Below are 21189 nucleotides of genomic sequence, written 5' to 3'. Positions count from 1 at the left end.
CGCCCGAAACAGGCGGCGTTTCAAAAGATCGAGCGTGCGCCGCAGGCGCACTCCGCTTAGTTAAGACTGATAAACCGCACTCACTTCAGCCCGGATGATCCGGGCGATCAATCGACAATCCTCCAGGGAAAACGTCAAAGGCACGCGCATATCCATCACGCCGGCCAGAACGCGGTCACTTTCAGGCATCCGCTGGCTTTCAAAATATCGCCAACTGTCATAGCGCGACGTGAAACCTGTCGGCTCAGCACCTCCGAACCACTTCAGCTCAACCCCACGAGCCGCGCAACGGCTGATGACTTCAGCTATCCGTTCAGGCGACCAATCCAGCAACAGAAACTGGATCGAAGACCCAACATAGGTTTCCGCCTCGGGCCGCTCGACAATCGTCAGGCCCGGAGTGCCGCGCAACCCGGTTTCGATCTCGCGATAGCGCTCGTTCCACCGGCCCACCTGCCGGTCCAGATCCCGCAATTGCGGGCGCAGGATCGCCGCGCGCAAATTGTCCATCCGGCCCGAGACATTGGGTGTGGTGTACTTGATCCGCTCGAACACTTCTGGCCCCGGGGCGGCCAAGTGGCGTTCATACAGCATGTATGACCCCGACAACATCGTGGCCTTGGCCGCCAGTTCCTCGTCATCGGTGACCAGCAAGCCCCCTTCGCCCGAATTGACATGCTTGTAGGTCTGACAGGAATAACACCCGATTGCACCCTGCCGCCCCGACAACTGACCGCGCCAGGCTGCACCCATCGTGTGTGCGCAATCCTCGATCACGATCACGCCGGCTGCGTCACACATCTGCGTTAGCCGGTCCATATCACACAGATGTCCGCGCATATGGCTGAGCATCAGAACACGAGCCTGATCCAGCTTGACCTCAAGATCATCCAGATCAATTGTCAGGCCGTCCGTCACACCGACAAAGATTGCCCGCCCTCCGACTGAGGCAATCGACCCCGGCACCGGCGCCAGTGTAAACGCATTGGTCAGAACCGGATCGCCGGGTTGCACGCCAACCGCGCGCAAGGCTGTGGCCAGAGCGTAACCGCCAGACGAAACCGCCAGGCAGTATTTGGCCCCCATCTGGGCGGCAAACTCCTGCTCCAGCAAGGCCGTTTCCCCCAACTCTCCGGGGGCGACATTGTAACGATGCAGACGCCCATGGCGCAGAACGGCCAGAGCCGCGTCGATTGCATCTTCCGGAAGGGGTTCCTGCTGCGTAAAGCTGCCAGAGAATACGTCGGTCATGGTCTTGTTCTGAGGCTCCGAAAGGGTCCGGTCAAGGTTTCAGGCTGCCGCACCGATCAGATCGGGCACGAGGCCGGGCAAATCATCAAAATGATGCAGCAGTGCTTCGGGTTCCAAAGCCGCCATGTCATCCCCCGATGGGCCGAAGGTAACCAGCACCGAAGGAACGCCTGCCGCTTTTGCGGTATTGCGGTCAGTATCCGAATCTCCGACCAGCACGCACCAGTCCGGATCGCCCCCGGCACGGCGCGCAGCTTCCCGCAGCGGAGCCGGGTCCGGTTTGCGGACCGGCAGCGTATCGGCCCCGACCAAAGAAGCAAAACGGTCCCGCACCCCCATGCGTGTCAGCAACAATTCGGCCAGATGTTCCGGTTTGTTTGTGCAAATGCCAACACCGTAACCTGCGTTGCTCAGCAACTCGACCGCCTGTAGTGCGCCGGGATAGAAACTGGTGTGGGTGTCGATGTCCCGAGCATAAGCTTCAAGCAGAACCGGATAGTAGGCCTGGACTGTATCCTCGTCATAGGCCCCGACACGTTTTAACCCGTGGGTCAACATCATGCGTCCACCTCGCAGCGCTATACCTGAATCTGCGCCATGGACCAGTACATCCCCGTGCCCCATCTCGCGGAAACAATGGTTCGCAGCAGCCAGCAAATCGCCGGATGTATCCGCCAAAGTACCATCTAGATCGAAGATGACGGTGCGCATTTAGCCCCCTTGCTCGGCAGGTTTTCGCCGTGTCCTGTTTCAATCGGCAATCTTGTTTGATTGCCGAACGGCTTGCGCCTTTGACCTCAGCGGATAAAACGGACCGCAACAAAACACAAAGAGAAAACGATTTCATGAGCAATGCCCTTGTCATCCTTGCCGCCGGAAAAGGCACCAGGATGAATTCGGATCTTCCCAAAGTCCTGCATCCCATCGCTCAGGTTCCGATGCTGATCCATGCGATGCGCGCCGGATCCGTCCTGTCGCCCGAACGTACTGTGATCGTTACCGGCCACGGGTCCGAAGCTGTGGCCAAGGCTGCAATGGCCGAGGATGAAGATGTGCGAATCGCCGTTCAGGAAGACCAGTTGGGAACAGCCCATGCGGTCGCTCAGGCCCGGAACGCATTGAGCGGATTCGATGGCGATGTGATTGTTCTTTACGGCGACACCCCGTTCTTGCAGCCCGACACGCTGGAAAGGATGATCGATGCACGGTCCGGGAATGACTTGGTCATTCTTGGCTTTGAGGCGGTCGACCCTGCCCGTTATGGCCGGTTGGTCATGAATGGCGATGTGCTGGAACGCATTGTCGAGTTTAAAGATGCTTCAGATGAAGAACGATCCATAAGTTTCTGCAATTCAGGGCTTTTGGCCTGCAACGCGCAGCTGCTGTTTTCGTTGATCGATGAGGTCGGAAACGACAACGCTTCGGGCGAGTACTATCTGACTGACGTGGTTGAAATTGCGCGCAGCCGTGGACTGAACGTGACCGCTGTCGCTTGCGATGAGGCACAGACACTGGGCGTGAACTCTCGCGTTGATCTGGCCGCTGCAGATGCCGTGTTTCAGGCGCGCGCCCGAGCTGAGCTTCTTGACCTGGGCGTCACATTGATGGCTCCAGAGACGGTGTACCTGGCTGCGGATACGGTGGTCGGGCGCGATACGGTGATCGAACCGAATGTGGTGTTCGGACCGGGCGTCACTGTTGAAAGCGGCGCGACGATCCGGGCCTTTTCGCATCTTGAGGGCTGCCATGTCAGCCGGGGCGCGGTCGTCGGCCCCTACGCTCGCCTGCGCCCCGGCGCCGAACTCGCTGAAAACACTCGGGTCGGCAATTTTGTCGAGATCAAGAATGCCGAAATCGCCGAAGGCGCAAAGGTCAATCACCTCAGCTATATCGGTGACGCGTCCGTTGGCGCTGCGACCAACATCGGCGCGGGGACGATCACCTGTAACTATGACGGCGTGATGAAGCATAAAACCACGATTGGTGAGAACGTCTTTATCGGCTCGAACACCATGCTGGTTGCCCCGGTTACTGTAGGAGATGGGGCGATGACCGCAACGGGCACTGTCGTGACCAAGGATGTGGACCCCGAGGCATTGGCCGTGGCCCGCGCCAAGCAGGAAAACAAGCCCGGATATGCGCGTAAATTGTTTGATATGTTGAAGGCGAAAAAGGCTCGCCACGATAAAAAGGCCTGAGAAATGTGTGGAATAGTAGGTGTTTTGGGGCAGCACGAGGCCGCCCCCATTCTAGTAGAAGCCCTGAAACGGCTGGAATATCGCGGCTATGACAGCGCCGGGATTGCAACCGTCAACGACGGCGCATTGGGCCGGCGGCGCGCGGTTGGCAAGCTGGTCAACCTCAGCGACCTACTGGTTCATGATCCTCTTCCCGGAAAATCCGGCATTGGCCACACCCGCTGGGCCACACATGGCGCCCCGTCAGTCAACAATGCACATCCGCACAAGGCGGGCCCGGTGGCCGTCGTTCATAACGGCATCGTCGAAAACTATCGCGACCTGAGGGCCGAACTAGCCGAACATGGTATTGATTTCCAAACCGAAACCGACACGGAAACGGTTGCTCTTATGACTGAACACCACCTGAACTTGGGCCTGTCCCCGGTTGAGGCCGCCTTCAAGACAATCGACCAGTTGGAAGGCGCATTTGCACTGGCCTTTCTGTTCGACGGTGAGGACGACCTGATCGTGGCGGCCCGCAAGGGATCACCACTGGCCATCGGCCATGGGGATGGTGAGATGTATGTGGGGTCTGATGCCATTGCTCTGGCCCCGCTGACCAATCAGATCACATATCTGGAAGAAGGCGACCGCGCGGTTCTGACCAGGACGTCACTTGAAATCCGCAACGAGGCCGGTGAGCTGGCAAACCGGGAAAAGCGCAAGATCAAGCTGGATCATGCGCGCGCGGACAAGGGCGAACACAAGCACTTCATGGCCAAGGAAATCGCTGAACAGCCCATCGTTGTGGCGGAAGCAATCCGGTCCTACCTGCCCACGGGCGGCGACCGCGTGGTGCTGCCGGACACGGATCTGGATTTCAGCAAGCTGGATCGCCTGACCATGGTGGCCTGTGGCACCGCGTTTTACGCCTGCCTGATCGCGAAGTACTGGTTCGAACAACTGGCCAAAATGCCCGTAGAGGTCGATATTGCCAGCGAGTTCCGCTATCGCGAACCTCCGATCACGGACCGGACGCTGGCCCTGTTCGTCAGCCAGTCGGGTGAAACCGCCGACACCCTGGCCGCGTTGCGCTATTGCGAGGGCAAGGCCGACAAGATCGTTTCGGTCGTCAACGTCCCCGAAAGCTCGATCGCTCGGGAAAGCGATATCGCCTTGCCGATCCATGCCGGTGTCGAGATCGGCGTCGCCTCGACCAAGGCCTTCACCTGCCAGTTGAGCGTGCTGCTGATGCTGGCGCTCAAGGCCGCCGCAGACCGGGGCACGCTGACGGATGAGGAAATCGCCGATCATGCCGCTGCGCTGCGTGGGTTGCCGACTGTACTGAACGCGGCACTCGATCAGAACCGGGCAATCCGCAAGGCCGCCCAACGCCTGTCCGAGGCGCGCGACGTCCTGTTTCTGGGCCGTGGCCTGATGTATCCGCTGGCAATGGAAGGCGCGCTGAAGCTCAAGGAAATCAGCTATATCCACGCCGAAGGATACGCGTCGGGAGAGTTGAAACACGGCCCTATCGCCCTGATCGATAAGCATATGCCCGTGGTTGTCATGGCTCCACGTGATACGGTTTTCGACAAGACCGTCTCGAACATGCAGGAAGTGATGGCACGGAAAGGTAAAGTGATCCTTGTCTCTGATGATGATGGCATTGACGAGGCCGGCGACGGTGTCTGGAGCACCATCCGCATGCCACATGTTCACACCAGCCTTGCACCGATCCTCTACTCGGTGCCCGCACAACTGCTGGCCTATCACACGGCTGTTGCCAAGGGCACGGATGTGGATCAGCCGCGCAATCTGGCAAAGTCGGTAACGGTGGAGTGATTTATGGCCAAGCAGTTCCCGCAGCTTGATGATGCGCATCAAAAGTTCATTGAAGAACAGCATATGTTCTTCGTCGGCACTGCCGGGGCCGAAGGTCGGGTCAATATTTCCCCAAAAGGAATGGACTCGCTGCGTATACTGGGACCAAACCGTATTGTCTGGATGAACCTGACTGGCAGTGGCAACGAAACTGCGGGGCATCTTTTGCAGGTCAACCGGATGACGCTGATGTGGTGTTCTTTCGCAACGCGTCCGATGATTCTGCGCACCTATGGAACAGCGCGTTGCCTGCATGTTGGCAACGAAGGTTGGGACGACCTAGCCGGTCTCTTCCCAAGTCACCGCAGTGCACGGCAAATCTATGACCAGTCCATCGAAATGGTGCAGACCTCCTGCGGCTATGCCGTGCCTTTCATGGAGTTCCAATCCGACCGAGATACAATGCAGAAATGGGTAGATGGAAAATCAGATGAGGAAATCCGTTCCTATTGGATGGAAAGGAACGGCCAGACGATTGATGGGAAACCAACAGGCGTTCCATTGTGATCCCCATGCTGACCGGATATCTCGATCAGATCAAAGCGCATGGTGACCCCGAACGGGCGAGCCAGATGGCTAGTTATCATAAGGCGGATCGCATCTATCTGGGCGTCGCAAACCCGGTTCTCAACGACCTGACCAAGGCGTGGCGGCAAGAACTGGATGTGCCGGCGCGGATCGCATTGGCGGGCGCGTTATGGCAAACAAACATCCACGAAGGGCGTCTTGCTGCATCCAAGCTTTTGACTCAGGCGCGCATCCGACCTGACGCGACGGTTTGGGACTTGCTTCAAAGCTGGCTGCCGGATTTCGATGCATGGGCCGTCGCGGATCACGCGTGCATGGCGATGCAAAAGCGGCTTTCAGCAGATCCTGACCGACTGGATCAGGTTGAACATTGGACCCAGTCCGATCACATGTGGACCCGACGCGCGGCCCTGGTTGCAACCCTGCCCTGGACCAAACAGAACCACCCCAAGCCCGACGACCTGCACCGCCGTGATCGCATCCTTGGCTGGGCTGCCGGATATGTTCCGGACCGCAACTGGTTCATTCAGAAATCCGTCGCCTGGTGGCTGCGAGAGTTGTCCAAACACGACCCAAAGCGTGTCATCACCTTTCTGAACCAACACGGCGGTACCATGAAACCCTTTGCCCGCCGTGAAGCAGGTAAATACCTGAAAAATCAATCTGCGTAGACTTCGACCTCAACGAGTTCGTCGAAAGGCACCAACAACGCCCTCATAGCGTCCAGAGACAAGCGGCTGCCGCTACTGTCCGGGCCGGAGACCGGGACCAAAGTGATGTAGGCCTGCGCCCCTGTTCGTGGCACTACTACGCGCGCCGTAACTTCGGTGTCCACCAGCGGTGTCTGCATCCAGCGCCCCGGAGTGGTCGGATCCCCAAGCCCGGCTATGGTGGTTTTCGCCCCGACCCAGTTAGGCCGCGCGGAAACCGGTTCGGGTTGCAGCACCTCTTCAGCAACTGCGGTACCTACTTCAGCGTCGGGTGCCGTCTGGGCAGGCGCGTCGCCACGGCCTAAAACTCGGTCAGTCGTTGACCGCACGGCGTCGCATCCAGCCATGACCACAAATAGTAAAACAAGTGTTTTCTTCATGGCTGAAACCTACAGCCCTGCGCCTATCTGTTCCAGCGCAAAGCACAGTTCGCCCTTGTCGCGGGCATGTTACGGCTTTACCTATTACATCATGACAGCTCCGCTCATCGACCCGTTTGCCCGCGCCATTACGTATCTCCGCGTCTCCGTCACGGACCGCTGCGACTTCCGCTGCGTGTATTGCATGTCCGAAAACATGACCTTTCTGCCCAAGAAAGACCTGCTGACACTGGAAGAACTGGACCGGATGTGCTCGACCTTCGTCAGGATGGGTGTCGAAAAGCTGCGCATCACGGGTGGTGAGCCGTTGGTGCGTCGGAATATCATGACGTTCTTCAACTCGATGACACGCCACCTGGACAGCGGTGCTTTAAAAGAACTAACGCTGACAACAAATGGATCGCAACTGCACCGCTTCGCCGAAGACCTGTATGCCGCTGGCGTGCGGCGGGTGAATGTCTCTCTGGATACATTGGACGATGACAAGTTTGCCAAGGTCACGCGCTGGGGTCGCCTGAAACAGGTATTGGACGGAATTGACGCCGCGCAAAAGGCTGGCCTGCGGATCAAGATCAACGCGGTCGCGCTGAAAGGGTTCAATGAACCCGAACTTCCGAAAATCACGGACTGGTGTGCCGAGCGGGACATGGATCTGACCTGGATCGAAGTCATGCCTATGGGCGACATCGGCAACGAAGACCGCCTGGATCAGTACTGGTCGCTCAAAGACGTGCGGAAAGAATACGAAAACCACTATTCGGTCACCGATCTGGCCGAACGCACCGGTGGCCCGGCCCGTTACGTGCGGCTCGAGGAAACCGGCCAGAAAATCGGCTTTATCACGCCGCTGTCGCACAATTTCTGTGAAAGCTGCAACAGGGTCCGCCTGACCTGCACGGGCGAACTTTACATGTGCCTGGGTCAGGAAGATATGTCTGACCTGCGCGGAGCCCTGCGCGATCATCCTGATACCGAACAGCCACTTGAAGACGCGATCCGATCTGCCATCAATCTCAAGCCCAAGGGGCATGACTTCGACTATTCGCGCCAAGCCGTCGATGGCAGGATGAGCCGTCACATGAGTCACACAGGCGGCTGATATGCCGGATCACAACGGCCGCCCCACGGCGTTGTATCATGTGTACTGCACCCTCACGTCTCTTGCAGCACCTCTGATATGGCGAATTGTTCGGAATAAGTTGCGGGCAGCAAACGTACCTGTTGAGCGGCAACAAGAACGACTTGGACATGCCAGCCTGCCTAGGCCAAATGGGCGTTTGATCTGGTTCCACGCCGCCAGCGTTGGCGAAAGCCTTTCGGTCCTCAGCCTGATCAGACGGCTGGCTGACCGCCTGCCCGAAACCGAATTTCTGATCACCTCCGGCACCCCGACCTCAGCGGCTCTTATCGAAAAACGCCTGCCGCCCCGCACACGGCATCAATACCCGCCGCTTGACACTTCAGGTCCGGTCCGGCGCTTTCTGAGCCATTGGCAACCAGAGGGCGGGGTTTTCGTCGAAAGTGAAATCTGGCCACGGTTGATTGTTGAAAGTGCCGAACGCGGCATTCCGCTCGCCCTTCTGAATGCACGACTGTCGGACAAGTCCGTCGCTGGTTGGAAAAAGCGCCCCGGAACAGCGCGGTTCGTCTTGAACAAATTCAACCTGTTCCTGACGCAGAACGACAAAACCGCAGCCAACCTCACGTCGATGGGTGCCCCTGCCGATCGCGTCCGGCCCGGCACCAATCTCAAAGCCATGTCCGATCCCCTTCCCGTGGACCACAACACACTGGATGACATACGTTCTCAAGTCTCTGGCAGACCGGTGTGGATCGCCAGCTCGACCCACGCAGGCGAAGAGGAAAGCGTTCTGGCCGCGCATAAATCACTTCTGGAACGCTGGCCCGATCTGATGCTGCTGCTGATCCCGCGCCACCCAGAGCGCTGCGGCGATATCGCCAAACTACTGGAAGCCTCCGATCTCAACGCCGCGTTCCGATCCGAAAATTCCCCGATCAAAGCCGAGACCCAGGTATATGTCGCGGATACACTGGGTGAGACCGGCACATGGTACGCGCTGTGTCCCATCGTGTTCCTGGGTGGCTCTCTGAAAGACATCGGCGGTCACAACCCATTCGAACCGGCACAGGCCGGAGCCGCCGTGATTACCGGCCCCGGATACTTCAATTTTGCAGAAACATTCGCGCCGTTGATCAAAACCGGTGGCGCCATGGAGGTTCGAACCGAAAAAGATCTCTCCGCGGCGGTCGAGCATTGGCTTTCAGACGGTCAGGCCCTGAAAAAGGCCCGCAGCGCCGCCCAAACCTGCGTCAAGACCCAAAGCAACGCTCTGGACTCTGTTGTTGACACGCTATCCTGTTCGCTCGACCTGACGTGACCGGGCGGGATCCCTCTTCATCTGGCCAAAAGTATCCCGGGGGTGTGGGGGCAGAGCCCCCACTCGTCCGATCAGGCCGCCGGCATACGCTGCTCAACGATCTCTGCCCACCAGCTGCACCCGGCGGGAATCGCCTTATCGTTGAAGTTGTACTCCGGGTGGTGAACCATGGCCGTATCGCCGTTACCCATTAAAATATAGGCCCCGGGACGTTCCTCCAGCATGAAGGCAAAGTCCTCGCCTCCCATGACCAAAGGCGCATCGTCACAATCGCCGGATACCGACCGGGCAACAGCTGCGGCGAACTCTGTCTGTTCTTCACTGTTCACCATCACCGGGTACCCGCGGATGTAGGTCACGTTTGCGGTGCCTCCGAACGTGGCCGCGATTCCATTGCAGATCTCATTGATCCGCTTTTCGGCCAGATCCCGCATATCCTTGCTCATGGTGCGCACGGTGCCTTTGATCTGAACAGTCTGCGGGATCACATTGAACGCTTTCGACGAGGTCTCGAACGACGTCACCGACACCACGACCTGATCGATCGGATCGGCATTGCGCGAGGAAATGGTCTGAAGCGCCAAAACCGCCTGCGCAGCCAGTACCGTGGTGTCTACTGTTTCATGCGGCTTGGCAGCATGACCACCTCGCCCTTCAAAAGTGATGTCAAACTGATCGGTTGCGGCAAAGAAGGAACCGGGACGGATTGCGAACTTACCTACAGGTTGACCCGGCCAGTTGTGCATGCCGTAGACTTCCTGAATACTCCAGCGGTCCATCATGCCATCTTCACACATTTCACGACCACCGCCGCCGCCCTCTTCGGCAGGTTGGAAGATCACAATAACCGTCCCATCGAAATTTCGGGTTTCCGACAGGTATTTCGCAGCACCCAAAAGCATCGCCGTGTGGCCATCATGGCCGCAGGCATGCATCGCGCCCGGTGTTTTCGAGGCATAGTCCAATCCCGTCGCCTCATGGATAGGCAGCGCATCCATATCTGCCCGCAGACCGATCACCTTGCCCCTGCTGTCCGACTTGCCCTTGATCACGCCAACAACGCCGGTTCGCCCGATGCCGGTGACGACCTCGTCGCAACCAAACTCCTTCAACTTCTCGGCCACCATTGCGCTGGTACGGTGCGTTTCGAACAGGATTTCCGGGTTTTCGTGCAGATCCCGTCGCCACGCGGTGATCTCATCCTGCAACTCGGCAAAGCGGTTTTTGACTGGCATGTCTTCTCTCTCCTAATTCAGTTCAAGCCGCCGGCATTCGGCGCTCGACCATTTCTGCGAACCATGAGCATCCGATCGGGATGATCTCGTCGTTGAAGTTGTATTCAGGGTGGTGCAACCCGGCGCTGTCACCGTTGCCCAGAACGATAAAGGCTCCGGGCCGTTCCTCCAGCATGAACGAGAAATCCTCACCCCCCATCACCATCGGTGCCTCGATGCAGCTGCCCCCGACCGAGACCGCGGCTTCTGCCGCATATCCCGTTTGAGTTTCGGCGTTGATCGTCACCGGCACGCCACGCGTGTAATTGACTTTCACGGAACCACCGAATGTTCCTGCAATCCCTTCGGCGACCTCTTTGAGGCGCTGTTCGATCAGATCACGCATCTCGTTGGAATGGGTCCGCACGGTACCGCGTATCTGCGCCGATTGCGGGATCACGTTGAACGCTGTCGAAGACGTCTCAACGGACGTCACCGACAGCACGGCTTGCAGGATCGGGTCCGCATTGCGCGACACGATCGTCTGCAACGCGACAATCAGTTGCGACAGCATCACGGTTGTATCGACCGTCTCATGGGGTTTTGCCGCGTGGCCTCCGCGCCCTTCAAGATGGATGTCAAACTCGTCCGCCGCCGCCAGCAACGGGCCTGAGCGGATTGCGAATTGCCCGGTCGCCACGCCCGGCACATTGTGCATCGCGTAAACTTCCTGAATGCCAAACCGGTCCATCAGACCGTCCTTGCACATGGCTTCTGCGCCATTCCCGCCCTCTTCGGCGGGCTGAAAGATCACGATTGCGGTGCCATCGAAATTGCGCGTCTCAGACAGGTACTTTGCCGCTCCCAAGACCATGGCAGTATGCCCGTCATGCCCGCAGGCATGCATCGCATTTGGTGTTTTCGAGGCATAGTCCAGCCTGGTCTGTTCCTGCATCGGCAGGGCATCCATATCGGCCCGCAAACCAATCACGCGGCCCTGCGTGTCGCTTTTGCCGCGAATAACCCCGACCACGCCGGTACGCCCGATGCCGGTTACGACCTCGTCACAGCCGAATTCCTTCAGTTTGTCGGCCACCAGTGCACTGGTGCGGTGCGTGTCGTACAGGATTTCCGGATGTTGGTGAATGTCACGCCGCCAACCTGTGATCTCTTCGTGCATCTCTGCGAGGCGGTTTTTGATCGGCATGGCATTCTCCCTGATTTAAGCGACGCGCAATCGTCGTTCCACGATCTCGGCAAACCAGCTACAGCCGGCGGGAATCGCGTCGTCGTCAAAGTTGTATTCCGGGTGATGGCACATGGCCGTGTCCCCGTTCCCGATAAAGATGTAGGCTCCGGGCCGTTCTTCAAGCATGTAGGCGAAATCTTCCGAGGGCATGATCGGATCAGTGTTGTCATTGACCTTGCCCGCGACGGCCTCGGCTGCCTCGGCAGCGTACGCCGTCTCAGCCTCGGAGTTAACCGTTACCGGATACCCCGGCGTCCAGACGACATCTGCCTTTGCGCCGAAGGCCGAGGCCGTATCCTCGGCGATCCTGCGCACGCGCTCTTCTGCTATCGTGCGGTATTCTGGGTCGAGTGTCCGGACGGTCCCCTGCAAACGGACGGTGTGCGCGATCACGTTCGACGCGACGCTGTCCGTTTCGAACGTGCCCACGGTCAGGACGACGCGTTTGATCGGATCGACGGTGCGCGCCACAACCGATTGCAACGACACGACAATATGCGAGGCCACCAAAGTCGTGTCTACCGCGTCATGCGGTGCGGCGGCGTGTCCGCCCTTGCCGGTGATCGTGATTTCGAACTCATCAGATGAGGCCAACAATGCGCCGGGTCGGATCGCGAACTCGCCCACTGGCAACCCCGGCATATTGTGCATGCCATAGACCTCATCAATGCCCCAGCGTTCCATCAGGCCGTCCCGACACATGGCCAGACCGCCTGCACCGCCTTCTTCTGCGGGCTGAAAAATCAGAACAACAGTGCCATCGAAGTTTCGGGTTTCAGCCAGGTACTGGGCGACCCCAAGCAGCATCGAGGTATGCCCGTCATGCCCGCAGGCGTGCATCTTGCCCGAAACGGTAGAAGCATAGTCCAGCCCAGTCGCCTCTTCGATCGGCAGTGCGTCCATATCTGCGCGCAGTCCGATTACGCGCCCGGTCGTGTCCTGCCGCCCGCGGATAACGGCCACGACACCGGTCTTGCCAATTCCCGGAGTGATCTCATCAACACCAAACTCCTTGAGGCGCTCGACGACAAAAGCAGCGGTTTCGTGCACGTCATACATCAATTCAGGATGCGCATGCAGGTGGCGGCGCCACGCGGCAATATCGCCGTGCATTTCTGCAAGTCTGTTTTTGACAGGCATCTCAAGACCTTCCTCTGAACAATTGATGCTATGTTGAATCTTACGCCGCGCCGAGCTTTTCAACCAGTCGTTGCATAAACTTGTGCCCCGCATCGAACTGCGCGATCGATATGAACTCGTTCGGCTGATGAGCCTGGGCAATATCACCAGGACCGCAAATCACGGCTGAATACCCGGCCTCCTGAAACTGCCCCGCCTCTGTCCCGTAGCTGACAACGTGGCTTGCATTATCCCCGGTCAGCGTGCGCACTAAAGCTTCCGCTTCTCCGTCCCGTTCAGGCACCAGTCCCGGAATTGAAAAATGTTCCTTCAGTTCGATGCGTGTTTCAGGGTGGACAGCCTGCATCCGTGCCTCGGCCGCGCGGACCTGCTGAAAATACGCTTCCTGCCATTGCGCCTTTGACTCATCCGGCACGGTGCGGAAATCCATCATGAACCGACAGTCTTTGGCAGTGATGTTGTGGGCTGTCCCGCCTTCTATCATTCCGACATGACAGGTTGTCCACGGCGGGTCAAATACGACCGCGATTTCGCTCGGCTCAGCGGCCATGCTTTCGGCATTTCTGTGATTTGCCCAGTCGATCAGAGGTGCCGCCGCCATGATCGCATTCACGCCGGTATGCATGATCGAACTGTGCACTTCGAACCCCACGATGTGAGTATCAAAGCCGAACCCGCCCTTGTGCCCCGTCACAGCCTGCATCATTGACGGCTCACCCACGATCACTGCTGATCCCTTGGGCAAGACCTGTTGCATTGCCTCAATCATGGGCGGCGCACCGGTGCATCCGACCTCTTCGTCAAAGCTGAGCGCAAGTTGCAGCGGCCGCTTTATTTCAGCGTAATGCGCCTCGACCAGAGCCCAGATCGCCAGAGCGTCAAAACCCTTCATGTCGCAGGTGCCGCGACCGAAATACTTGCCGTCCTTCTCGGTCACCGTGAACGGATCGGAATCCCAAGGCTGCCCTTCGATCGGCACGACATCCGTATGCCCGGACAGAACCAGCGCACCCTCTTCCATCGGACCCACATGCGTAAAAATTGCAGCCTTGTGCGGTTGATCCGGGTCCGGCCACCGATGGGGTGCGATTCCATGACCTTGCAGATATTCCTCAACCCAATCCACCAGCGGCAGATTGGTGTCACGGCTTACGGTCGGAAATGAGATCAACTTTGTCATGATCTCAAGCGGCGTCAAGCGTTTCGCCATTGGGGTCAATACCCGCTGTCGGTGGTCAGAATGAAGTGCCCGGCCTCAACCTCTCGATATTGCGAAGGTTCCGGCGTGTAGTCAGTGGGATGAATCGGAGATGGGATCGGTTTGAAATTCAGATCCTTTTCCGATTTCCGCTTGTTCGGGTCCGCAATCGGAACCGCCTTCATCAGCGCCTGTGTATAGGGATGCTGCGGGTTCTCGAATACCCGCGCCCGGGGCCCAAGTTCGACAATTCGACCCAGATACATGACCCCGACATAATGGCTGACCCTTTCAACCACGGCCATATCGTGACTGATGAACAGATAAGACAGGCCCAGTTCGGACTGCAATTCCATCATCAGGTTCAAAACCTGCGCCTGCACCGACACGTCGAGGGCCGAAACCGCCTCATCCGCGATGATAAGCTTGGGGTTCAGGGCCAGAGCCCGCGCGATGGCAATCCGCTGCCGCTGACCGCCCGACATTTCATGCGGGAACCGACGCATGAAGCTGCGCGGCAGTTGCACCTTGTCGAACAGTTGCGCCACGCGGTCCTGCAGTTCCGATCCCGATGCCACGCCATAGTTGCGCATCGGCTCGGCCACCTGATCGACCAGCTGCATCTGCGGGTTCAGCGAGGCGAACGGATCCTGAAAGATCATCTGCATGTCCAGCCGCGCCTTGCGCAAGCCAGACGGTTCAAGCTTCATGATATCAACACCGTCCATATCAATCTCGCCCGCCAGAGGCTCGACCAGTCGCAGGATCGAGCGCCCCGCCGAAGACTTGCCGCACCCGGATTCGCCGACAAGACTGAGCGTTTGACCTTTGTTCAGTGTGAACGAGACATCCTCGACCGCATGAACGTTCGAGATCGTGCGCCGCAAAAGCCCGCCTTTGACCGGGAACCGGGTCGTCAGGTTCTTGACGGTCAGAAGAACCTCGTCTGTGCCCGGGATCGGTGCAATGTTCTGCCCTTCGACCCCCAGCAGTTTCATCGGCTCGGGCGCAAATTTACCCTGCATCTCGCCCAGTTTCGGCACCGCGGCCAGCAAGGCTTTGGTATAGTCGTGCTGCGGGTTTTCAAAGATTTCTTTGACGGTGCCTTCTTCGACCTTGTTGCCGCGGTACATGACGACGACACGGTCGGCCATCTGGGCAACCACAGCCATATCGTGGGTGATGAACATCACAGCCGTGCCGGTTTCCCGCTTGAGACGGTCCATCAGCGCGAGAATTTCGGCCTGAATGGTCACGTCAAGCGCTGTGGTGGGTTCGTCGGCGATCAGCAGGCGCGGCTCACAGGCCATAGCCATCGCAATGACAACGCGTTGACGCATCCCGCCCGACAGCTCGTGCGGATACTGTTTCAGGCGGCGCTCAGGCTCAGGTATGCGAACCTGGCGCAACAATTCAAGCGCCCGCGCTTCTGCCTGTGACTTCGACATTTCCTTGTGGATACGCAGTCCTTCGGTCAACTGGCGACCAACGGTGAAAACGGGGTTCAGGGCGGTCATCGGCTCCTGAAAGATCATCCCGATTTCATTGCCGCGAATCTGTTTCATCAGATCCTGATCGACCTTGGCCAGGTCCACTTCTTCGCCATCGCGACGATCAAACAGCAGCTCTCCGCCCGCGATTTTGCCGCCACCGAACTCGACCAGCCGCATCAAAGACAATGACGAAACCGACTTTCCCGAGCCCGATTCGCCAACGATACAAACGGTTTCGCCTGGTTTGACCTCGAACGAAACGTCCTCAACGCCGACAACAGGACCGTCCTTCGTCTGAAACTCCACCCGTAGTTTTCTGATTTGAGCAATAGGCTGATCCAGCACGTGCGCGCTCCCTTGACGACGTTATTCTTGTTCTGAATGCCGAACGCTACGGCGGGCCACTGGGAAAAGTCAAACCCATTACACATTTTCGCGACGGCACCACTTGCATTTTTCTCAAGTTCTGTTTCGATACCCAACGTAACCGGCTTGGGGCGGCGGTGCCAACGGAAACCGTTAGCGCTATTATCTTTGCTAGTCAAAGCCTTAACCCAAGACGGCAACGCCAAACCCGCAGGCCTTGCGGAGATAATCGAGACACGAACGTGTCCAATTCGGGAGTGACTTATGAAAATCAAAACCCTTTTGCTTGGTGCGATCGCAAGCACGGCAATGGCCCCCGCGGCCTTTGCCGAGCGCGGTTCGGACGGCAATGTCAGCATCATCTATTGGCAGGCTCCGTCGATCCTGAACCCGTTCCTGTCCGGCGGCACGAAAGACGTGGAATCAGCTTCGCTGGTGATCGAGCCTCTGGCCCGCTACGATCAGGACGGCAACATGGTGCCGTATCTGGCATCCGAGATTCCGACCGTGGAAAATGGCGGTGTCAGCGAAGATCTGACGTCGATCACATGGAAAATCACGCCGGGAATCAAATGGTCGGACGGCTCTGCGTTCACCGCCGCTGACGTGAAGTTCACCGCCGATTACTGTATGCACCCGGAAGGTGGCTGCGCGCAGGTGACAAAGTTCGAAGGCGTCACCTCGGTCGAAGCTGTTGATGACCTGACCGTTAAAGTTACCTTCGACAAGCCAACACCGTTCCCCTATGGCCCGTTTGTCGGCGGCGAAAGCCCGATCATTCAGGCCGCACAGTTCGCCGATTGCCTTGGTGCGAAAGCGCCTGAATGCACCGACCAGAACTTCAACCCCATCGGAACCGGCCCATTTGTCGTCACCGAGTTCAAACCGAACGACGTGATTACATTCAAGGCAAATGACAATTATCGTGACCCGGCCAAACCGGCCTTTGCGACTGTGACCTTCAAGGGCGGTGGTGACGCAACTGCTGCTGGTCGTGCCGTCATGGAAACCGGTGAATTTGACTATGCCTGGAACCTTCAGTTGGCGCCTGAAGTGATCGCACAGATGCAGGAAGGTGGCAAAGGTACGCCGGTTGCAGGCTTCGGCCCGCTGGTCGAGCGTATCATGATGAACCAGACCAACCCGTCGCCCGACCTACCGGAAGGCGAGCGTTCGACCGCAAAGCACCCGCACCCGTTCCTGAAGGATCCGGCCGTTTACAAAGCCATGTCCATGGCCATCGACCGTCCGCTGCTGGTGGAGATCGGCTATGGTCAGGCTGGTAAAGTGACCTGCAACTGGGTTCCGGCGCCTGCCGCGTTCAACTCGACCTCGATGACCTGCGACACGCAGGATATCGAAGGCGCGAAAAAGCTGTTGGATGATGCGGGTATCGTGGATACCGATGGCGACGGCGTTCGCGAAAAAGACGGTGTTCCTTTGAAAATCGTCTACCAGACCTCGACCAACGCTGTCCGTCAGGACTTCCAGGCGCTGATCAAGGAGTGGTGGAGCCAGATCGGTATCGAATCCGAACTGCGCAACATCAACGCGTCGGTCTTCTTCGGTGGTGACCCGGGCTCGCCTGACACCTTCCAGAAGTTCTATGCTGACGTTGAGATGTACGCCAACACCTTCAACGGCACCGACCCGCAGTCCTATCTGGGCAACGGCCTGTGCGATAAGGCACCTCGCCCCGAGACCCAGTGGCAGGGTGAAAACATCAGCCGCTTCTGCAACGAAGAGTTCGACAAGCTGCACGGTCAGCTGGCTGAAACTGCGGGTCTTGAGCAACGTGCCGAGATCGCGAAAAAGCTGAACGACATCATGGTTGAAAACGGTGGCATGATCCCGCTGGTTCACCGTGGTCGTCTGTCGGCGCACGCAAACACCCTGGGTGGCGTTGTCCTGAACGTTTGGGACAGCGAGCTGTGGAACATTGCGGACTGGTACCGCAAGACCGGTTCCTAAGCCCTGACCTTGCAAAACCGCGCCCCGATCGTTATCGGGGCGCGGTCATTTGCATACCACCCCAACAAGAAGACGCATATAAAGGCGCCTCTTAATGCTTAATTTTACAATCAGACGACTGGTGCTGGCGGTTCCAACACTGCTGTTCATCAGCCTCGTCATCTTCCTGCTCCTCGAACTCGCACCCGGCGATCCGATGGCGCAGGTTCCGCTCACCGTTCCCCCCGAAGTCAAAGAAAAGATGCGCGAGGCGCTTGGCCTCGGCCAACCGATGCATATCCGGTTCTGGAAGTGGATCGTGCAGTTCTTCTGGATCGAACCGCAGGTTCTGATCGACTCGATGTTCGGTACAACCTTTTCCGAAGGCGACCTGCGCGTGATATCTTGGCAGACCCGTTCGCCTGTCATGGACATCGTCGTTCAGCGGATTCCCCAGACCCTGTGGGTTGTCGGCACCGCATACGTGGTCGCCATCCTGATCGCCCTGCCTATCGGGATCTATTCGGCTTATCGTCAGTATTCCTGGTTTGACCAGATGGGTACTTTCGTGTCGATGGTCGGTTTTTCTGTCCCGCCCTTCTTTTCGGGTGTGCTGGTGATCGTGATCTTCTCGGTCCAACTGGGCTGGTTCCCGTCGATCTATGACACCACGCTTGTGGTCAACAGTTGGGACAGCTTCATGCTGCAGCTAAAACAGATGATCATGCCCGTCATGGTTCTGGCCCTGCAAATCACGGCGCAGCTCAGCCGGTTCATGCGCGCCTCGATGCTGGACAATCTCAATCAGGATTACGTCCGAACCGCCCGCGCCAAAGGCCTGAGCGAATACACGGTGGTCATGGTCCATGTGCTGCGGAACTCGATGATCCCCGTGGTGACGGTTATTGCGCTGGGTATCCCGGCTATCTTCGGTGGCGCAATCATCACCGAACAGGTGTTCAAGGTGAATGGTATCGGTCAGTTGCTGATCGGGGCAATTCAGGCAAACGACCTGCCCATGGTGCAAACCCTGACCTTCATCTTTGCCGTGTTGATCGTCCTGTTCAACCTGATCGCGGACGTTCTCTATGGCATTCTGGACCCGAGGATTCGCTATGACTGATCATGATCGTACCGATACGCTGGTCCCGGACGAAGGGCTTGCTCCTGCCTCGACCGCACTGCCGACTGCTGACGTGATGGAAGAACTTGCCACCCCACCCCGCAGCCAATGGCGCGATGTGTGGGATCAGTTCAAGACACACAAAGGCGCAATGATCGGGGCGATCCTGTTCATCTTCATCGTGGCGGGCGTGTATCTGGGGCCATATCTCTGGAGCATTGATCCGACGCAGATCGATATCCGAGCCCGAAATCAGGGACCCAGCTGGGGGCATCCTTTCGGCACGGACCAACTGGGCCGGGATATTCTGGCCCGCATGATGTCGGGGGGGCAAACTTCGGTATCCGTGGGCATCACAGCGATGTTGCTGGCGCTGTTTCTGGGATCGTTCATCGGCGTTCTGGCGGGGTTCTTCAGACGGCTGGATGGCCCGCTCATGCGCCTGACCGATCTGTTTCTGGCCCTGCCCCTGCTGCCTTTGCTGCTGGTCATGATGCTGCTCTTCCGCGAACCCCTGTCGGCCGCGTTCGGGCTGGAGCGGGGGATCTTCATCCTGATCGTCTGTGCCATCGGCATCACTTCGTGGATGCCTACAGCACGGATCGTACGCGGTGACGTGTTGGCCATCAAAGAGCGCGAATTTGTTCTGGCTGCCCGGTCCATCGGTACCAGCAATTCGCAGATCATCGCGCGGCATATCCTGCCGAACGTGTTGTCTCCGATCATGGTATCGGCGACGCTGGGGATTGCCACGGCCATCATCACCGAAAGCGCGTTGTCGTTCCTGGGCTTGGGCTTCCCACCTGACTTCCCGACATGGGGCCGCCTGCTGTTTGACGGTGTCGATTATCTGCAGCAATACCCCGAGCGCGTGTTCTGGCCCGGTCTGGCGATCTCGCTTACCGTTCTCAGCGTCAACTATCTGGGTGACGGTCTGCGCGACGCGCTGGATCCGCGCATCCGCGGTCGTTGAACTAAACCTAGCCGGCGCGCTTCAGTGCGCCGGCCAACAGCACGATCAGAACGGCCAATGGCAGCAGTACGGCAAAAGCCAAACGCAGGCCAAACAATTCCGCCAGAAGACCGATCAACGGCGGCCCGATCAACAGCCCCCCATACCCCAAAGTCGCAACGCTTGCGATGGCTTGCCCCGGCGGCACATTCGGATCGCTGGCCGCCCGGCTGAATGCCAGCGGCATGATCACGGCATAGCCTATTCCCATCAAGGCAAACCCGGCCAACGCAGTCAAAGGCGTCGCCGCAGAAACCACCGCGAAAACCCCGAACGCGGCGCAAATACCGCCGAAACGGGCCGTAACGACCGGGCCGAACCGCGTGATAACAACGGCACCTGCAAGTCGAAACGCCACCATGGTCACTGAAAACACCGCATAGCCCAAGGCGGCGACACTTTCAGATGCCGCCGTGATGTCACGCAGATAAATCGCGCTCCAATCCGCGACGGCCCCTTCCCCCAAGGCACCGCACAGGGCCGCAAAGCCGACCAGTATCAACGTGCCCGACGGCAACGCAAAGACTGAACTTTGGGGGCCATCGGATCGTCTCGACGTCCAGCTTACCGTTGATGAGGCAAGTGCCAGACCAACAACCACACCACCAGCAAAGAGGAAATGCTCAAGAACTGTTAGCCCCATCTGAACCGCAACATACCCGCTGAGTGCGCCAAGACCGGCCCCAAGGCTCCACATTGCGTGGAAAGAGGACATTACGGGTTTGTCGTACGCCTGCTCAACCTCAGCGGCCCACGCATTCATCGCAACATCCATGGACCCGTGGAAGGCGCCAAAGATAAACAGGAACACCGCCAGCCCCCAGAACCCATCAGCCAGGGCAAGCAAGATCAGCGACACTGTGTACAGAACCGCAATGATCCGGGTGATTGCGACAGCGCCGAAACGATCCGTCAGTCGCCCGGTTATCGGAAACGAGCAGACGGCCCCCGCCGCCATGAACAACAGACCGTATCCCAGTGCCTCATGAGACAGTTCCAACCTGTCTCGCACGGCGGGAATGCGTGACGCCCAGATCCCGAACAGGGCACCATTCAGAATGAACATGGCGGCGACAGCACGCCATGCGGCAACTACGCTTATCATGTGACTC

18 protein-coding genes are annotated in these 21189 nt (G+C 58.3%); 9 read left to right on the top strand and 9 right to left on the bottom strand.

Annotated elements, in window-relative coordinates:
* Positions 1 to 60: 60 nt before the first annotated feature.
* Positions 61 to 1251, bottom strand: a complete 1191-nt coding sequence (locus AC2FLP_RS01130) for a DegT/DnrJ/EryC1/StrS family aminotransferase (RefSeq protein WP_299894616.1) — start codon at positions 1249 to 1251, stop codon at positions 61 to 63.
* 39 nt (positions 1252 to 1290) lie between these two features.
* A complete protein-coding gene (locus tag AC2FLP_RS01125) occupies positions 1291 to 1962 on the bottom strand; it encodes an HAD-IA family hydrolase (protein WP_299894619.1) in 672 nt (223 codons plus the stop codon).
* Between the two features lie 134 nt (positions 1963 to 2096).
* Here AC2FLP_RS01125 and glmU point away from each other — a divergent pair, with 134 nt between their 5' ends.
* Genes glmU through AC2FLP_RS01105 form a run of 4 tightly spaced genes read left to right on the top strand, consistent with a single transcriptional unit; the run spans position 2097 to position 6514 of the window.
* On the top strand, positions 2097 to 3449 hold the full coding sequence (gene glmU, locus AC2FLP_RS01120; protein WP_496681300.1) for a bifunctional UDP-N-acetylglucosamine diphosphorylase/glucosamine-1-phosphate N-acetyltransferase GlmU: 1353 nt from the start codon (positions 2097 to 2099) through the stop codon (positions 3447 to 3449).
* 3 nt (positions 3450 to 3452) lie between these two features.
* Positions 3453 to 5276, top strand: a complete 1824-nt coding sequence (glmS, locus tag AC2FLP_RS01115) for a glutamine--fructose-6-phosphate transaminase (isomerizing) (RefSeq protein WP_299894625.1) — start codon at positions 3453 to 3455, stop codon at positions 5274 to 5276.
* A 3-nt stretch (positions 5277 to 5279) separates the two neighbouring features.
* The gene (locus AC2FLP_RS01110) at positions 5280 to 5822 is read left to right on the top strand and encodes a pyridoxamine 5'-phosphate oxidase family protein (protein WP_496681302.1); all 543 of its coding nucleotides are present in this window, start codon (positions 5280 to 5282) and stop codon (positions 5820 to 5822) included.
* 5 nt (positions 5823 to 5827) lie between these two features.
* Entirely contained in the window at positions 5828 to 6514 is a 687-nt protein-coding gene (locus tag AC2FLP_RS01105) for a DNA alkylation repair protein (RefSeq protein WP_496681304.1), read from the top strand.
* On the opposite strand, the gene AC2FLP_RS01100 is transcribed toward AC2FLP_RS01105, so the two are convergent.
* On the bottom strand, positions 6502 to 6933 hold the full coding sequence (locus AC2FLP_RS01100) for a hypothetical protein (protein WP_299894635.1): 432 nt from the start codon (positions 6931 to 6933) through the stop codon (positions 6502 to 6504). The two genes, AC2FLP_RS01105 and AC2FLP_RS01100, sit on opposite strands and share 13 nt — an antisense overlap.
* Positions 6934 to 7024: 91 nt before the next feature.
* Between AC2FLP_RS01100 and moaA the strand changes: the two genes are divergently transcribed.
* Complete coding sequence (gene moaA, locus AC2FLP_RS01095) at positions 7025 to 8032, top strand: GTP 3',8-cyclase MoaA (protein WP_117872627.1); 1008 nt, start codon at positions 7025 to 7027, stop codon at positions 8030 to 8032.
* 1 nt (position 8033) lies between these two features.
* Positions 8034 to 9332: a 3-deoxy-D-manno-octulosonic acid transferase gene (locus AC2FLP_RS01090; protein WP_496681306.1), complete on the top strand. Its 1299-nt coding sequence runs from the start codon at positions 8034 to 8036 to the stop codon at positions 9330 to 9332.
* 71 nt (positions 9333 to 9403) lie between these two features.
* Here the strand turns inward: AC2FLP_RS01090 and AC2FLP_RS01085 are convergent, their stop codons facing one another.
* From AC2FLP_RS01085 to AC2FLP_RS01065, 5 genes are read right to left on the bottom strand one after another with little or no spacing between them, the layout of a single operon-like run.
* Positions 9404 to 10567: a M20 aminoacylase family protein gene (locus tag AC2FLP_RS01085; protein WP_496681308.1), complete on the bottom strand. Its 1164-nt coding sequence runs from the start codon at positions 10565 to 10567 to the stop codon at positions 9404 to 9406.
* 22 nt (positions 10568 to 10589) lie between these two features.
* Positions 10590 to 11753, bottom strand: a complete 1164-nt coding sequence (locus AC2FLP_RS01080) for a M20 aminoacylase family protein (RefSeq protein WP_299894642.1) — start codon at positions 11751 to 11753, stop codon at positions 10590 to 10592.
* Between the two features lie 15 nt (positions 11754 to 11768).
* Entirely contained in the window at positions 11769 to 12935 is a 1167-nt protein-coding gene (locus tag AC2FLP_RS01075) for a M20 aminoacylase family protein (RefSeq protein WP_299894645.1), read from the bottom strand.
* Between the two features lie 40 nt (positions 12936 to 12975).
* On the bottom strand, positions 12976 to 14145 hold the full coding sequence (gene argE / locus AC2FLP_RS01070; protein WP_299894648.1) for an acetylornithine deacetylase: 1170 nt from the start codon (positions 14143 to 14145) through the stop codon (positions 12976 to 12978).
* 5 nt (positions 14146 to 14150) lie between these two features.
* Positions 14151 to 15971 carry an ABC transporter ATP-binding protein gene (locus tag AC2FLP_RS01065; RefSeq protein WP_496681311.1) on the bottom strand — a complete coding sequence of 607 codons (1821 nt, stop codon included), beginning with the start codon at positions 15969 to 15971 and terminating at the stop codon, positions 14151 to 14153.
* Between the two features lie 285 nt (positions 15972 to 16256).
* Here AC2FLP_RS01065 and AC2FLP_RS01060 point away from each other — a divergent pair, with 285 nt between their 5' ends.
* The 3 genes from AC2FLP_RS01060 to AC2FLP_RS01050 all read left to right on the top strand — a co-directional run bounded on the left by AC2FLP_RS01060 (position 16257) and on the right by AC2FLP_RS01050 (position 20038).
* Complete coding sequence (locus AC2FLP_RS01060) at positions 16257 to 17963, top strand: peptide ABC transporter substrate-binding protein (protein WP_117868376.1); 1707 nt, start codon at positions 16257 to 16259, stop codon at positions 17961 to 17963.
* A gap of 94 nt (positions 17964 to 18057) precedes the next feature.
* Positions 18058 to 19065 (top strand): ABC transporter permease, encoded by a 1008-nt coding sequence (locus AC2FLP_RS01055; RefSeq protein ID WP_117868375.1) that lies wholly within the window; start codon positions 18058 to 18060, stop codon positions 19063 to 19065.
* Positions 19058 to 20038: an ABC transporter permease gene (locus tag AC2FLP_RS01050; RefSeq protein ID WP_117868374.1), complete on the top strand. Its 981-nt coding sequence runs from the start codon at positions 19058 to 19060 to the stop codon at positions 20036 to 20038. Before AC2FLP_RS01055 ends, AC2FLP_RS01050 begins: the two co-directional genes overlap by 8 nt.
* Before the next feature lie 7 nt (positions 20039 to 20045).
* Here the strand turns inward: AC2FLP_RS01050 and AC2FLP_RS01045 are convergent, their stop codons facing one another.
* Positions 20046 to 21182 (bottom strand): MFS transporter, encoded by a 1137-nt coding sequence (locus AC2FLP_RS01045; protein ID WP_496681314.1) that lies wholly within the window; start codon positions 21180 to 21182, stop codon positions 20046 to 20048.
* Positions 21183 to 21189: the final 7 nt, after the last annotated feature.

It is taken from the genome of Ruegeria sp. CDSA141, from assembly GCF_059612005.1.
The sequence above is the reverse complement of the archived record's forward strand: the minus strand, read 5'-3'. Positions and strand labels throughout refer to the sequence as shown.